The organism is Hydrocarboniphaga sp. FW305-C-57 (assembly GCF_058783045.1).
In genome coordinates this window covers 140,408-155,357 of the sequence record NZ_JBYSYG010000008.1, presented here as the reverse complement: position 1 = coordinate 155,357, position 14,950 = coordinate 140,408, and the positions used below count along the sequence as shown (strand labels likewise).

The following is a 14,950-nucleotide window of genomic DNA, read 5'->3' as shown; positions in this document are numbered from 1 at the left end:
ATGCGCACTGCCTCTCAAGGCTTAGCCGGCTTTGACGGCAATCTTCTTCTCCGTTGCTTCGGCCTCCCTTTTCTTGGGCAGACTCACGGTGAGAACTCCCTTTTCGAACGAGGCTTCGATTTTGTCGGTATCGACGTTGGTCGGAATACGGAATGTCCGTTCGAACAGTCCGTAGTGCCTTTCAGAGAGATAGCTGTCGTTGCTCTTGTCCTCCTTGGCCTCGCTCTTCTCGCCCTTGATCGTGAGCAGACCATCCGCGAGCTTGACGTCGACATCCTTGCCGTCCACGCCTGGCAACTCGGCGGTGATCTCGAACGCTTTGTCTTTCTCGATCACATCGACGGCCAACAAGTTGCCGGCACCGAATCCACGGTGCCAGAAGGGTTCGACGTCGAAGATCGAGCGGCCGAGATGTCGCGGTGCGATATCGAAATCGTCGAACAATCGGTCGATCTGGCGCCGAAGATTCTCCATCGGGCGCCACGATTCGACGGTCTTGTGCGATTTGTCATCGGCCTTCACGGGTTGCCTGTGTGCGATGTTCATGCTGTTCCCTCGTAGATCGTCGGTCCGGCTGGACCTGGGGCATTGTCAAGTGATTTTTTGCAGCGCTGCCATGACCGGGATCAACAGTTTCTGGATTGAACTGTAGGAACATCGAACGGCGGGGAAGAGGATTCGGAATGAAACCGGAACGATCCCAGTAAGCGACCGGCACCGATGCCTAAGTAACGTTAGGCATCGCACTGTGAGGTTATGCACAAAGCGGAAAATGCGCACAGGGATCTTAAACAGCGCCGGAGTTCGCCATGTCCATGTCTTTCGCCGCGAGCGATTCGCTCATCGCAAAATCGCCCTGCTCGGAGTGCTCGCGGGCCAAGCGCTGCTTCGCGGGAATGCTGGTCGAAGGGATGACGGAGAGTCAGATGCAGTCCGTCGGTGTGAGTCGAACCGCGGTGAATAAAGGCGACCATCTGTTTCATGCGGGTGATCCGGCCGAGCATATCTACGTGGTGCGCGGCGGAGCGCTCAAGACGTATGTCGTGTCACCGGGAGGCAACGAGGAGGTTCGTGGCTTTCAATTGGCCGACGATGTGGCGGGCCTGGACGCGGTCTGCCATGCGCGGTTTTGCACCAGTGCAAGAGCGATATCGAGGGCCTGGGTTTGCCGTCTGCCCATCGCTGCGGTACGCAGTCGCATGCTGGAGTCAGCGAGCTTCCGTGACCGCGTGCTGACGGCACTGGGGCGAGAGTTCGATCGCTTGCACAGCATGCTGCATAGGGAGCGCTGTACCGCCGACCAGCGTGTCGCCTCGTTCCTGCTTTCTCAGTTGAACTCCGATTCTCCGAACAGCAACGCCATCGAGCTGTCGATGTCGCGAGCGGACTTGGCGCGGCATCTCGATCTGGCCACCGAAACCGTTTCTCGCGTCTTCGCGCGGCTGCAATCGCGCCAGATCGTACTCAGCGAGGGCGCGCGTTGCGAAGTGATCGATCGCTCGGCCCTCAACGCACTGATTTGAACGAAGACTTGGAAAAATCGCTGCATCCAGACTCCACACAGATCAGTACCGGACTGAGTGACGGAGAAGCCCGGCGACGCTTGGCGAGCGATGGCCCCAACGAACTACCTCGTCGTGGGCGGCGCGGGCTCGGTCGCATCCTGCTCGATGTGCTGCGTGAGCCGATGTTTCTGCTGCTTCTGAGTGGCGGCGGCTTGTATCTGATCATCGGGGACATTGGCGAAGCGCTGCTGCTACTCGCATTCGCTTCGGTATCGGTGTGGATATCGGTATTCCAGGAATACCGCACCGAACGCAGTTTGGAGGCGCTGCGCGATCTTGCCAGTCCGCGTGCCTTGGTGATCCGGGATGGCGAGCGTCGGCGCATCGCCGGACGCGAGGTCGTGCGTGGCGACCTCGTCGTGCTGGCGGAAGGAGATCGGTTGCCTGCGGACGTGTGGTTGCGTGAGGCCAGCGAAATGCAGATCGACGAGTCGACCCTGACCGGAGAGTCGGTTCCCGTCGCCAAGCTATCTTCGATTGCGCGGCCTTCGATCACGAACGCATCAGGCGGAGAAGGAAGCGCCGTCGCATTCTCTGGAACGCTGGTCGTGCATGGACAGGGCTTGGGCGAGGTGCTGAAAACCGGCGCCGGCAGCGCGCTCGGACGTATCGGCGCCATGCTCGACGACATCGATCCACAGCCCACGCGATTGCATGGCGAAGTGCGCCGGCTGGTACGCTGGGCAGGCAGTGTGGCGGCTGTCGTCAGCCTTGCACTGCTGATGGTCTATGGACTCGCGCGGGAAGCATGGCTGGACGGTTTGCTCGCGGGCATCACGATGGCGATGTCGATGATGCCCGAGGAGTTTCCGTTGGTGCTGACGGTCTTTCTCGCGCTGGGAGCACGCCGGATCGCGCGCCAGCATGTTCTGGCAAGGCGAGCCGCAGCCATCGAAGCCCTCGGGGCCACCACGGTGCTGTGCACCGATAAGACCGGTACGCTGACGCAAAATCGAATGCGTGTCGCGCAGCTGCGCGCGGCCGCGGACGTGTGGCGTGCAGACGGTGGTACTCCCATGCCGGAAAGCCTGCGTCACGCCCTGATGATCGCGGTGCTGGCCAGCGAGGAGCACCCCGCCGATCCGATGGAGATCGCCTTGCACGATCTCGCCACCATGCAAGGCGCACGTTCTACCGAGCCGCTCAGTTGTCTACATCGCTATGGTATTAGTTCCGCGCTGCTCGCGATGGGGAATGTCTGGGAGGGACGGCAACACTCACGCTTGCTCGCGGTGAAAGGTGCGCCGGAAGCCGTCGCGCAGCTTTGCTGTCTTGCGTCGGCTGAACGCGCAAAGCTCGATGCCGATCTGTCCGAGATGGCGCGCTCCGGGCTGAGAGTGCTGGCTATCGCCGAAGCGCCCGGCTGCGCGGACATCGCCGCCACCACGCTGAACGAGGTGGGGGGCTTGAGATTCATCGGACTCGTCGGCCTGGCCGATCCCCTCAAGCCGTCGGTCCCCGATGCGATCGCGCAATGCCGGGACGCGGGTATTCGGGTGGTCATGATTACCGGCGACTATCCGACGACCGCAATCGCCATTGCTCAGCAGGCTGGCATAGATGCAAGCATGGGTTTCATCATCGGGGCGGAAGTTGACGCGCTCGGCGATACGGAGCTCGAGGGAAGATTGCGGCAGACCTGTGTCTGCGCACGCGTGATGCCACAGCACAAGCTGCGCATCGTCGAGGCTTTGCGGCGCTCGGGAGAGATCGTCGCGATGACGGGGGACGGTGTCAATGACGCGCCGTCACTGAAGGCCGCGCATATCGGAGTTGCCATGGGAGGGCGGGGCACCGACGTGGCACGGGAAGCGGCCGGACTGGTATTGCTCAACGATGAGTTCGGCTCCCTTGTCGAGGCGATTCGCTTGGGGCGACGCATCTTCGACAATCTGCGCAAGGCAATGGGTTTCATCGTCGCCGTCCACGTTCCGATCGCGGGATTGTCCTTGCTGCCCGTGCTGATCGGATGGCCGCCACTCTTCTTCCCGGCCCACATCGTTTTCCTTGAACTCATCATCGATCCTGTTTGCTCGATCGTGTTCGAAGCGGAGCCGGAAGAGGCCGATGTCATGAGACGGCCGCCACGCAATCCACAGGACTCGTTGCTGACGCGCAGACTGTTCCTGCGCAGCCTGCTTCAGGGAGGCGCCTTGCTGGTTTCGGTCATGGTGGTCTACGAGAGCTTGCTGTCCATGGGGACGGCGACGGATATCGCACGCGCGACGAGCTATGCGCTGCTCATCATCGGCAATCTTGCCTTGGTGCTGACCAACGAGAGCTTTTCGGGTATTGCACTGCGTGGTAGCAGCGCGTCGGCGACGTACGCCAGCCTGGCGACGTTGTCGGTGCTGGCGCTGATATTGATGGTTCCGGAGCTTCGCGGGCTGTTTTCGTTCGGTTTGCCCGGACTGCAGGAGCTGGGTATCGGTACTTGCGCCCTGGCGGTCTTTCTCGCGGCCCTTTATGCGATCAAGCGCCCGCGCCGCCCCAATTGATCATGCAGTTCCGGTGGGCGTTCTTGGCAGGCGCAAAGCGCCTCGCCTGGCTCAGGCATCGATCACGATCTCGGGGCATCAGCGCGTGGCTTCATAGAGTCCTGATACTGCTCGTAGGCGGTCAACGCATCCGCGGCATACATCAACGATGGTCCGCCTCCCATATAAACGGCCATTCCGAGCGCCTCCTCCAATTCGATTCGCGTCGTTCCCAGGCGAACCAGCGTCTGAACATGGAATCCGATGCAAGCGTCGCAACGAGCGGCTACCGCCAGTGAAACCGCAATGAGTTCCTTCGCCTTGGTATCCAGTGCGCCGGCACGGGTCGCGGCCTGTGCCAGAGATCCGAAGCTTCGCATCACGTCGGGGATGTCCGCACGCAGCTTTTCAAGTGACTTGGAAACAGAGCGCGTGATATCCGGGTAGTTCTTGCTCATCGGTGGCTCCTTGGAGAGTCGGCCTGAACATTCAATCGCGCTGCTTGACGACCAGCACATCGCAGGGACCAGCGTCGATGACGGCCTCTGCGACACTGCCCATCAGCATCCGATCGAAACCATGCCGGGCATGAGTTCCGACGACGATGACATCGGCACCTATCCCTTCGGCGAAAGTCGACAATGCCAGCGGGGTCCAGCCTGCGAGCGAATGAATCCGATCGCGGGGAATCTTGTGTGCATCGGCGTATGCTTTCAGCGCTTCGGCATGATTGCGATGCAAGTCGTTATAGAGTTCCGGTGCCCAGCCGCCGACCAGGGCCAGACCATCGCCCTGGATCATCGGAAAATCCACCGAAGAGGCGAGGTGCAGCTCCGCATTGCACTGAATCGCCAGGTCCAGCGCTTCCTTGATGATTTGCTGGTTGAACCGATCGTCGTCGCTTCCATCGATGCTATAGACGTTGATCGCCACGACGATCCGCCGCGGTAGCGTGTGCTTCGGCATGCCAACCAGCATGACAGGAGCCTTGCATTCACGCACCAGATGCCAGTCCAGCGGCGTCAACCAGACCCGCTTGGCCAAGGGTTCGTGTCGCACTTCCTTGACGATGAGGTCGGCCCCAAACTCGTTGGCGTAGGTCACCATTTCGGCGCGCGGCGAATGCGACCAGACGGCGTTGGCGGTCACGTCCAGGCCTTTGCCTCTCAGAATTTCGGCCTCCGTTTCCACCCAGTGGCGCCGCTGTTGTATCCATGCCTCGCGAGCCTGCGAGGCCTCGTGCCGCCCCAGGCGACTGGCCACTTCGATCAGCCGGCTGTGGTCGATGAGCACGATGTGCAGCTTGCTGCCCGCCGATTGTGCGAGCGCGACGCTCCGCTCGAACGCGGGACCTCGCGTCATGGCAGGATCGGCGAACAGCAGAATCTTCTGATAGCGGGCCATGAGTGTTCCTTGGTGTCGGATTTTCCCAAGCATCCCGCTGGTGGCGCCATTCGGCATTGACTTGCATCAAGCGATCTTTCTCATTCGGCGGCGATGCTGACGGTGGTCATGGCCATCTCGCAGGCTGCTCCCCATCATGATGAGAACCTCCTGCATGAGTTCGACTGCGCGCTCCTGAGCGTCGGAGTCCGGTGGTTTCGCCTGGTGGCGACGATCCGCCTCCACTCGGGACAAGCGGTCCTGTACTTCTTCCTGCATGGCGATCAGTCGCGCCAATCGTTGCGGCGGGGTGATTGGCGGTTTCTTCAATCTCTTCTCGATGGCCAAGATGCGGACGTCCTTAGGTGCAACGGTGGCGACAATCGGCAGAGGGGTGGCACTCCTCTTGGAAATGGTTCATGCGACGAGCACGCTCCGGTACGCAGCGACTTTCGGTCTGGTCACGATCCTTCCAGTTGAACGTGAGTGTCACGGGCTTTTGGGCTCGGATCCTGAAATTCCTCGATTGCTCGACACCCTGGTATCGCGCGCTCACCCGGTAGTGTCCGTCGGGCAGATCGGCGCTCAGGAAAGGGCCACCGCGCGTCATGAGCAGGGTCAAACCATTTTCGTTCTCGATGAGCACCTCTACGTCCGCTGCGTACGCATCGCGTTCACCGATACGGCTGGTGAAGAGCAGGTTCAGCGGATGATGCTGCGCATCCGCCTTCATCGCTTCTGCTTCTTGCTTGCCGATGCCGCCGGTTCGATACGTGAACAAGCCCGTGTCCTGTTGAGGAGGCAGATCGGACTGCTCCTGCGCACGCGCGATACCCGCGTGCAGGCTCGCAAACAGAACAGCGGTCGCCAGTAGAGTGGTGGAACTTTCAATTCGCTTCATCGCGGTCTCCAGCCTTGGGGCAACGCATCGTATAAGCGCAAGCCGTCCCAGGCGTTGACGATCGTCAACCCTGCACGGAAGAGGCGCGTTGCGAAGTGAGAATGACGCCGATCAATGACGGACGATTGTTCGAAGCGCCTGATGTGGATCAGCGCCCTGAATTGATCGGCGTATACCGATTCGAAACTGTCCCAGGAGGTTCACGTGACGATTGAAAAGCATTGCCTGAGCGAGGATTTTCCGGAGTATCGCAGCACCATTCACGAACTCAGGTCGAGGGACGCGCACTTTGCCCGATTGCTCGACGAGTATCACGAGACCGATCAGGCGATTCGTCGGATCGAGCAGCAGATCGAAACTCCTGGAGATCAATACGTGGAACAGCGAAAGCTCAGGCGTGTTCGTCTCAAGGACGAGCTGTACACCCGCCTGTGCGCAGAGGATGTGGCGGCGACTCGTCCGGCATCATCCACGGCTTCGACGTGAAAGACACTTCCATGGGAAAGCGCGTCGCCATCATTCAAGGGCATCCCGATCTGGAGCAGGATCACCTCGGCCATTCGCTCGCGGAAGCCTACGCTCAGGCGGCGGAGTCGGCGGGACACGAGGTCCGCTATCTCAACGTGGCCGAGCTCGATGTGCCGCCGCTGCGATCCAAAAGGGAGTGGGAGCAGACTCCGGTGCCCGATGCCGTCAGGGCCGCGCAGGAGGTCATCGAGTGGTCGGAGCATCTGCTGATCGTCCATCCGTTGTGGCTCGGCTCGATGCCCGCGGCTCTCAAAGGCTTTCTCGAGCAGGTCTTTCGTCCTGGCTTTGCAATTGATGCAGCTGGGCATGGATGGCGCAAGAAACTCACTGGCCGCTCCGCGCGCGTCGTCGTCACCATGGGCATGCCCGCAGCGTTGTATCGCTTCTGGTTTTTCTCTCACGGTCTGCGATCGATGGTGCGCAACGTTCTGAACTTCTCCGGCATCTCTCCGGTCAGGACCACGTTGATTGGCATGGTGGACGGATCACGTGAAAGGATCAGCGAACATTGGCTGCCGCTCATGCGCCGCTATGGCGCAGCAGCAAGCTGAGAATGTCCGGAGGCTGAAATGAATCTGGAGTCGAACCCTGATTATGCGCCGTTGCGCACGCATGCTCGCCATGAACGAGATCGATGGGATGACCGCTGATGCTGTCCGTCGAAGGACGTGCGATGGTTCTGGAGTGCCCCGTAGCGGCATTGCGATTGCTGCCCCGAAGCTTTCGGGAGCCCGATAAAGACCAGGTACTGATCGAGATCAGCGCTTGCGCAGTCTGCCGTACGGATTTGCATTTGATGGACGGCGAGTTGAATGGGGCTCGTTATCCGATTGTTCCGGGGCATCAGATCGTGGGGCGTGTGCTCGCCCGCGGTTCCGAGGCCGTGGGTCTTGAAGTTGGTCAGCGCGTTGGCGTCCCGTGGCTTGGACACGTTTGCGGAACCTGCGCCGATTGCCGCTGCGGTCGTGAGAATCTTTGCCATCAGGCCCGATTCACGGGCTGCCAGATCGATGGTGGGTTCGCTACCCATTGCCTGGCGGAGGCGGCGTTCGCATTTCCGCTGGTTCAGGATGCCGACGATCTCGCGGTGGCGCCGCTGCTATGCGCGGGGCTGATCGGCTATCGCAGTCTGCAAGCGTGCGGTGATGCGGAGCACATCGGCTTTTATGGCTTCGGCGCCGCCGCACATGTGATCGTCCAGTTGGCCAGGTGGCAGGGGCACAAGGTCTATGGATTCACGCGTCCAGGTGATCTTGAATCGCAGCGGATGGCCATCGATCTAGGCGCCGTCTGGTCCGGAGGATCGGATCAGATGCCGCCGCATCAGCTGGACGCCGCCATCATTTTCGCGCCTGCTGGCGAGCTGGTTCCCGTCGCGCTGGCTGCGGTTCGCAGGGGAGGTAGAGTGGTTTGTGGCGGCATCCATATGAGCGACATTCCTGCGTTTCCGTATTCGCTGCTCTGGGGTGAGCGTCAATTGCGTAGCGTCGCCAATCTCACACGGCGTGACGCGCGTGAGTTTCTGTCGCTCGCACCCAAAGTGCCCATCCGCACGCGGGTCCAGGCCTACCCGCTCGATCAGGCCAATCAAGCGCTTGATGATCTCCGTCACGGCCGCTTGCTGGGCGCCGCGGTGCTTCGGATTAAAAGCCAGGAGCGTACTGCCGTTGCCGCCTCTCAGCCGTGACGGGTGTGCTGTCCCATCCATTGCAAGAGAGCCGTAGCGGGCAGCGCCCCGCTATGGCGGGCGATCTCGTGGCCATCCCGGAAGGCAATCAGCGTGGGAATGCTGCGAATCCCGTAGCGCGCCGCCAGAGAGGGATGGGCCTGAGTGTCGACCTTTGCCAGCCGCAGCTGCGGTTCCAGCTTGGCGGCGGCTCGCTCATAGTCGGGCGCCATCGATCGGCATGGCGCACACCAGGGTGCCCAGAAGTCGACGATCACGGGAATGTCGCTGCGCTCGACGTGGGCGTTGAAGCGCCTCTCGTCAAGTGCGAGGGGATGCCCCGTGAATAGCCCATGATGGCAGCGACCGCAGTTCGGCGTTTCCGCGAGCCGCTCTTGAGGGACGCGATTGACGGTGTCGCAATGCGGGCAGACCACATGAAGCAGATGCGTTCTCATCGTTCTTCTCAGCAAGGGCCATAGTGGCGCACGCAAGCTGTGCGTTGGCGCCATCAATCGCTTTGAATGTGGACGAGGCGACGTCCTTCAAGGCTTTATCCGGCCGATGGGAGCGATGACCGGTTTGATCGGCGTCAAGGCGATCGAGGCGCCAGCCAGCGATCGTGCCTTCGCATATTGCTGAAGGACTGGAGGACCGGTGCTGCTTTCGATCGTCACCGCGGCCCACTCTTGCTCAAGGCAAGAGCGCATGAAACGTGGATCAAACTGGATGTGGTGTCTCATGGTGGTGGTGTACGCGCTGTCGGCTATCGCGCGTGCGGAGTCTCCACAGTCGGGTGACGACGTGATCGGTGCGCCTGAACACTTGTTGGCGCGTGAGTCGGACACGCTGCTCGATCTCGCCCTGCATCGAGGTCTGGGTTACGTTGCCATGCGCATCGCCAATCCTGGAGTCGACCCCTGGCTTCCGGGCGCCGGCCGGCCGATCAGCCTGCCATTGCAGCACGTACTGCCGAATGTCCGGCGCGAAGGGATCGTCATCAATCTGCCCGAACTGCGGCTATACCGTTTCGTTGCGGGACGTGCACCCGTGAGCTACGCGATCAGTATCGGTGACGAAGGGCGTGAGACCCCGCAGGGTTTGACGAAAGTGACTCGAAAGACGGTGATGCCCACATGGTTTCCAACGCCTTCCGAACGGATGGAGAACCCCGAACTGCCCAAGCGCATCGGTCCGGGGCCTGACAATCCGATGGGGAGTCGCGCCTTGTATGTCGGTTGGCCCGGGATTGCGATGCACGGCACCAACCGGCCCTACAGCATCGGTCGTCGCGGAAGCCACGGTTGCATCCGGTTGTATCCGCAAGACATTGAGGCCTTGTATGCCTCCACGCCCGTTGGTACTCCGGTGAAGGTGATAGATCAACGCGCAAAAGTGGGCTGGCTGCGTGGGCAGCTCTATCTGGAAGTTCACCCTGCAACCGGTGAAGCCAACGCCATCGAGGCACGTGGCGAGCGTATCGACAAAGGTGCCTACGATGCGCGCGCGCTGGTCGTTCGAGCCGCGGGCTCTGAAGTGTCCCGCGTGGATTGGGATGCGGTGTTCCTGGCGGGCCTGGAACAGACCGGCATGCCGTTGCCGGTGATGAAGCCGCTTCGCTGAAGTGCCTGAACGTTGATGCACGTCAATGATCCATCGACTGCGCGTCTTGATACTGCTGGGGCGGCGTTCAGGGCTGAGTCTGATATGACGGTCGCGAAGTGTCCGCTCTTCTTCCCTCTATTCTGGAGCGCTCCATGAATCAACAGATATTGCTTGCTTCCTTGATGTCCGCCGCATTATTGGGACTGGTTGGCTGCACGACCCTCAACGACAAGGACAGGGCCCTGCTACAGACCGCGTCCCAGGAAGCGGCGGCCGCCAAGACTCAGGCTGCGCAGGCCGATGCCAAGGCTGCTCAGGCCTTGCAGGTCGCCAACGCTGCGCAGGCAGCAGCACAGGCCGCGCAGGCCAGCACCGAGCGCTCCGCCAAGGCCGCAGCGCAGGCGGCTGCCGACGCTGCTGCCGCCAAGGAAAAGGCCGATCGGATGTTCCAGCGTTCCACGCGAAAGTAAGTCGAGGATGACGGTACGGAGGACTGTGGTTGTCCCAGCCGTACCGTCAGTCGTGGCTCCGAACGACGCGATCGTGGGTGCATCGAGGATGCGGTTCCAGCCATGAACTCAAGGGCCGTTGCGATAGCAAATGCTGGCGCCGTATCCGGCGGCTCCGCCCCGACGGGAGCAGTGCTCGGTGCGCAGCACGACCGCGACCTGCCACTCGTCGTGGATCTCGATGGCAGCCTGCTGCGCACCGACCTGCTGATCGAATGCATGCTGGAGCTGGTTCGCCGTCGTCCCTGGACATTGCCGCTGCTGTTGTTGTGGCTGCTGCGCGGCCGCGCCTATCTCAAGCATCGGCTCGCGTTGAAGGCAATGCCGGATTTCGCCGTGCTGCCCCGGAACCAGGCCGTGATCGACTATCTTTCGGCTCAGCGAGCCGGTGGCAGGCGGCTGGTGCTCGCCACCGGTGCGGACCGCATTCTCGCAGGACAGATTGCGCGCGATCCTGCGCTGTTTGAAGAGGTGATCGCCAGTGATGAAGGTCGCAACCTCGATTCGCGTGCCAAGCGGGACTTGCTGGTGCAACGCTTCGGCCGAGGCGGCTTCGATTATCTCGGCAACAGCTGGCGCGATTATCGAATCTGGCGTTCGGCTAGAAAGATGCTGATCGTCGACAATGGCGGCTTTCCCGCACGTTTTCTGCAGGATCCGAAAGTCGTACGAGTTTTCGAGCGCGATCGGGCCGGGATTGGGCCGTTGATGCATGCGCTGCGACCTCATCATTGGCTCAAGAACCTTTTGGTTTTCTTGCCATTCGCGCTTACGTTCGGCGGAGCAGCGGCCTCCCTGCTGTGGCGAGCTGGACTCGCGTTCGTTTCGTTTTGCCTTTGCGCATCGAGCATTTACCTGCTCAATGACCTGCTGGACCTCTCTGCTGACCGGCGTCATCCGCACAAGCGCCAACGGGCACTGGCATCCGGGCGTCTGCCGTTGTGGCATGCACTGGCGATGATTCCCCTGCTGACCTTTACGGCGCTGTTGATCGCTTGGCCCTTGAGCACGGCGTTCGTCCAGGTCTTGGCCGCATACTTCGTTCTGATGTCGATCTATTCGCTGGGATTGAAAGACATCGCGCTACTCGATGTCTTGATCCTGAGTGCCGGCTACAGTCTGCGCGTGGTCGGCGGCGCCTGGGCGGTGGGACTCGAGCCCTCGATGTGGCTCGTCGCGTCTACCATGATGTTGTTTTTCAGCTTGGCCCTGATCAAACGCTACGCCGAACTCGGCCTCATGGAATCGATGTCGGCCACCGCCGCCCGAGGCTACCGGATCGAAGAGCGTGACTTGCTTGCAGCCCAGGGTGTGGGTGCGGGGTATCTGGCCGTAATGTTGCTGGCGCTCGTCGGGCACGGTGTGGTCGATTCGACCCGTCCCGTGGATGCACATTACTTCTGGCCCTTGCTCGGGCTCTTGTTCTACTGGATCAGTTATCTGTGGTTGATGGCGCGTCGCGGCGGTCTGGCCAATGATCCGCTCGCATTCGCCGTGACCGACCGCATCAGCCTGGGCTTGCTCGCCGCAATGGGTGCGGCGACGGTGATGGCGAAATGAGCGGCAGGTCTTGGGCGTTGTCGCTGCTGTTGCTGCTCGGCTCGGCCGCGATCGCACAGGATGGACGCGAGGAACTGTCACGACAGTGGGCCGAGTATGAGAGGCCGGGCGCCAAGACGGTGCTGGAGCTTCAGCCCTATCGCAGCAGCCAGAGCCTGCAGAGCCGTGACCGAAACGGCAAGCCGCTGCACCTTGCGCTGGTGAATCTGAACCCGGCGGTGAACAGCTGGCATCTGCTGACACTGACCGACAGCGCCGGTGTCGCGAGGCAGTTCCATCTGGAAAACGCGCAGCCTGCCGCACAGCGGCTGAGGCTGATGGCTGACGCACCCGCCGGCCTGCTGCTGGAGACTGCGGAAGGTCGTCGCACATGCGCTTTGTGGGATGCGACCGACAGGCTCTCGCAGGCGCGTGCCGGCGGCTTGGCCTATGCCCCATTGTGCAAGGGCGCGCTGTTTCTGCGGAACTCGGTGCGCGGCACCTACACGCAAATCGAGAGGACCACTGATTTTCTGCGTGACTACGTCTGGGGCGGAGAACAGATCGTGGTGCTGGTCCGTGACCGCTTCTTCTCCGATGCTTATCGCCAGCAGGCCGAAGCCGGCCCGCCAACGCGCGATGGATTCGTGGCACTCCCCGATGCACCTCGCCCTGCGAAAGTGAATCCGGAAGCGGGCAAGCGTGACGTCGTTCCGCAGGGCTTGGGCCTTTCTCTGCAAGACGTCGGTACCTCCGTACACCTGGGCCATTGGTATGCGGTGCAGGAACAGCCGGGTGCGTATGCGAGCGCCATCACGCCCGAGGCGATCGGTGCGCTCGGCGATGATGCGGGCATGGCGCCGCTGGACGACATCGAAGCCTCGGCGCTCGATTATCTGGTCGCCTTCGATCTCGACACATTTGAACTCGGCTTCGCGTTGGGCACGGATCACCCACGAGTGGACTGGTCGACACGTGCTCCGAGACAGCCGCGTGATTCCGCGTTGCCGGGGCCGGACGGCATTGGCTCCATTGCTCCGCTCGTCGCCAACGGAATGGTCAGTCCGGTCGTGGCACCGCATGTGGCAGCCGCTTTCACGGGAGGCTTCAAGCGTGAACATGGAGCCTTTCGCGCCGGCGATCTCGCACGGCGCAATCATGGCAGCCATTACGGCTTCATCGAACAGGGGGTCATCCTCAGCAAGCTCCAGCCCGGCTTGTCGACGCTGTACGTGCTCGACGACGGCCACGTCGACATGAAGACCTGGGTTGAGTCCGACGAGGCACTGCTGCCTCGCATTCTTCATGCGCGTCAGAACGGGGTGGCGGTGCTGGAGTACGACGCGGACTCCGATCGCACCAGGCCGGGCCCACTGCTGACCCGATGGGAGCTGGGCAACTGGTCCGGCTCGAAGGACTCGCATCTGCGCACCTTGCGCGCCGGCGCCTGTATTCAACAAAGCGGCGCTCGACGCTTCCTGATCTATGGGTACTTCTCGAGTGCGACGCCCTCCGCGATGGCGCGTGTGTTTGAGGCTTATCACTGTCGCTACGCCATGCATCTGGACATGAATGCGCTCGAGCACACCTATCTGGCGATCTATACGCACCGCGGACGCGAATTGCAGGTGCAGCATCTCATCGAGGGCATGGCGGCCGTCGATCGCAAAGGAGGCGGCGGCATGCTGGCCCCACGCTTCATCGGCTTTCCCGACGACCGGGATTTCTTCTATCTGGTCCGGAAGCGAGTTCCGTGATCAAGCGACACCGTCATGTTCGAGGCTCCGCCCTGGGTTTGATATTGATGTCTCTGTCGTCGTGGACATCGGCGTCGCCGTTGTCGGAGCAGAACGAGCTGATGTTCGAACGGATGCAGCAGGCGCATGGCTACAGTGCAGAGCAGATGGATCGCCTGAGGCGTGTGTTCGAGCGGTCGGGTTATGCCGGGCAGGGCAATCCCGCCATCGCGCGTCATCCGATGACGCCCGGACAATGCGAGCAGGTGACGGGAGGCTCGGCGCGGTATGCCGATGCCGGCTTCCTGCGCATCTGCGGCGATGCGTTCATGGCCCCGTTGTACGACCCTGCGACCCAGACACCGGGCGACGCCACCGCCTGCATCGACCAGTTCGAGTTTCCCGACGTTCCGTGCACCTATCCGGTGGTGTGGATACGGGCCGTCGAGGCCGAGCAGGCCTGCGAGGCGCTGGGCAAGCGCCTGTGCGATGCGCATGAATGGGAAGGCGCCTGCGAAGGTGATCTGCAGCCGCCGGACTACCGTTTCGACCTGGCGCGCGGAGTCGATGCCGGAGCGGCTGTGAGCCGCATGCGCGCGGCTCATAACGCGGCGAACGAGGCGCACAAGCGCTGGAGCTACGGTCCGCAGTACCAGTATGGGATATGTGCCGCCAACAGCGAGAAGACGCCCGGCTGCGAAGGTGGAGGCTGGAACCGCTGCGGCTCCAACACCTATCCAACGGGATCCTTTCCCGAGTGCCGCAGCGCGCTCGGTGTCTACGACATCAACGGCAACGCCGCGGAGCACATGAACTTGCCGCTGTCATCGGAGCAGATGGCCAGCCGGGGCAGCCGTTCGCTTGGGGTCACTGAAATGAAAGGCAGCTGGTTCATCTTCGATCGCTATCGTGCGCACGAGGACTGGTGCCGCTGGCGTGCGCCGTACTGGCACGGCACGCGAGTCATGGATTCCCGTAGCCACGCGAACTATCACTTGGGCTTTCGCTGTTGCAAGGATCGCTGACAGGGGCGCGGGTATC

16 protein-coding genes are annotated in these 14,950 nt (G+C 61.8%); 10 read left to right on the top strand and 6 right to left on the bottom strand.

All coding sequences use genetic code 11. The features are described from left to right. Positions 1-21: 21 nt before the first annotated feature. The gene (locus AC3WUM_RS17005) at positions 22-546 is read right to left on the bottom strand and encodes an Hsp20/alpha crystallin family protein (protein ID WP_492411606.1); all 525 of its coding nucleotides are present in this window, start codon (positions 544-546) and stop codon (positions 22-24) included. A gap of 263 nt (positions 547-809) precedes the next feature. On the opposite strand from AC3WUM_RS17005, the gene AC3WUM_RS17000 reads away from it, so the two are divergent. Then, positions 810-1,523 carry a Crp/Fnr family transcriptional regulator gene (locus AC3WUM_RS17000; protein WP_492411605.1) on the top strand — a complete coding sequence of 238 codons (714 nt, stop codon included), beginning with the start codon at positions 810-812 and terminating at the stop codon, positions 1,521-1,523. Positions 1,524-1,531: 8 nt separating this feature from the next. Continuing rightward, complete coding sequence (locus AC3WUM_RS16995; protein WP_492411603.1) at positions 1,532-4,063, top strand: cation-translocating P-type ATPase; 2,532 nt, start codon at positions 1,532-1,534, stop codon at positions 4,061-4,063. Positions 4,064-4,125: 62 nt separating this feature from the next. Here AC3WUM_RS16995 and AC3WUM_RS16990 read toward each other — a convergent pair whose 3' ends face one another. The 4 genes from AC3WUM_RS16990 to AC3WUM_RS16975 form a co-directional block, all read right to left on the bottom strand. After that, positions 4,126-4,500, bottom strand: coding sequence for a carboxymuconolactone decarboxylase family protein (locus tag AC3WUM_RS16990; RefSeq protein WP_492411601.1), 375 nt, complete (start codon positions 4,498-4,500; stop codon positions 4,126-4,128). Positions 4,501-4,531: 31 nt separating this feature from the next. Beyond that, on the bottom strand, positions 4,532-5,446 hold the full coding sequence (locus tag AC3WUM_RS16985) for a universal stress protein (protein WP_492411599.1): 915 nt from the start codon (positions 5,444-5,446) through the stop codon (positions 4,532-4,534). Positions 5,447-5,512: 66 nt separating this feature from the next. Continuing rightward, the gene (locus tag AC3WUM_RS16980) at positions 5,513-5,773 is read right to left on the bottom strand and encodes a hypothetical protein (RefSeq protein WP_492411598.1); all 261 of its coding nucleotides are present in this window, start codon (positions 5,771-5,773) and stop codon (positions 5,513-5,515) included. 13 nt (positions 5,774-5,786) lie between these two features. Next, positions 5,787-6,326: a carboxypeptidase regulatory-like domain-containing protein gene (locus AC3WUM_RS16975; RefSeq protein ID WP_492411597.1), complete on the bottom strand. Its 540-nt coding sequence runs from the start codon at positions 6,324-6,326 to the stop codon at positions 5,787-5,789. 204 nt (positions 6,327-6,530) lie between these two features. Here AC3WUM_RS16975 and AC3WUM_RS16970 point away from each other — a divergent pair, with 204 nt between their 5' ends. The 3 genes from AC3WUM_RS16970 to AC3WUM_RS16960 all read left to right on the top strand — a co-directional run bounded on the left by AC3WUM_RS16970 (position 6,531) and on the right by AC3WUM_RS16960 (position 8,541). Continuing rightward, the gene (locus AC3WUM_RS16970; protein WP_492411596.1) at positions 6,531-6,812 is read left to right on the top strand and encodes an HP1242/YdcH family protein; all 282 of its coding nucleotides are present in this window, start codon (positions 6,531-6,533) and stop codon (positions 6,810-6,812) included. Positions 6,813-6,823: 11 nt separating this feature from the next. Then, a complete protein-coding gene (locus AC3WUM_RS16965; RefSeq protein WP_492411595.1) occupies positions 6,824-7,405 on the top strand; it encodes an NAD(P)H-dependent oxidoreductase in 582 nt (193 codons plus the stop codon). A 98-nt stretch (positions 7,406-7,503) separates the two neighbouring features. Next, positions 7,504-8,541 carry a zinc-dependent alcohol dehydrogenase family protein gene (locus tag AC3WUM_RS16960; protein ID WP_492411593.1) on the top strand — a complete coding sequence of 346 codons (1,038 nt, stop codon included), beginning with the start codon at positions 7,504-7,506 and terminating at the stop codon, positions 8,539-8,541. On the opposite strand, the gene trxC is transcribed toward AC3WUM_RS16960, so the two are convergent. Further along, a complete protein-coding gene (trxC, locus tag AC3WUM_RS16955) occupies positions 8,532-8,978 on the bottom strand; it encodes a thioredoxin TrxC (protein ID WP_492411591.1) in 447 nt (148 codons plus the stop codon). The genes AC3WUM_RS16960 and trxC overlap by 10 nt on opposite strands. A 199-nt stretch (positions 8,979-9,177) precedes the next feature. On the opposite strand from trxC, the gene AC3WUM_RS16950 reads away from it, so the two are divergent. From AC3WUM_RS16950 to AC3WUM_RS16930, 5 genes are all read left to right on the top strand, one after another. Then, positions 9,178-10,143 (top strand): L,D-transpeptidase family protein, encoded by a 966-nt coding sequence (locus AC3WUM_RS16950; RefSeq protein WP_492411590.1) that lies wholly within the window; start codon positions 9,178-9,180, stop codon positions 10,141-10,143. A gap of 134 nt (positions 10,144-10,277) precedes the next feature. Beyond that, a complete protein-coding gene (locus AC3WUM_RS16945) occupies positions 10,278-10,595 on the top strand; it encodes a hypothetical protein (protein ID WP_492411589.1) in 318 nt (105 codons plus the stop codon). Positions 10,596-10,697: 102 nt separating this feature from the next. Next, positions 10,698-12,194, top strand: coding sequence for a UbiA family prenyltransferase (locus AC3WUM_RS16940; RefSeq protein WP_492411587.1), 1,497 nt, complete (start codon positions 10,698-10,700; stop codon positions 12,192-12,194). A 17-nt stretch (positions 12,195-12,211) separates the two neighbouring features. Next, positions 12,212-13,930: a hypothetical protein gene (locus AC3WUM_RS16935; RefSeq protein ID WP_492411586.1), complete on the top strand. Its 1,719-nt coding sequence runs from the start codon at positions 12,212-12,214 to the stop codon at positions 13,928-13,930. Positions 13,931-13,977: 47 nt separating this feature from the next. Beyond that, positions 13,978-14,934 carry an SUMF1/EgtB/PvdO family nonheme iron enzyme gene (locus tag AC3WUM_RS16930; protein WP_492411584.1) on the top strand — a complete coding sequence of 319 codons (957 nt, stop codon included), beginning with the start codon at positions 13,978-13,980 and terminating at the stop codon, positions 14,932-14,934. Positions 14,935-14,950: the final 16 nt, after the last annotated feature.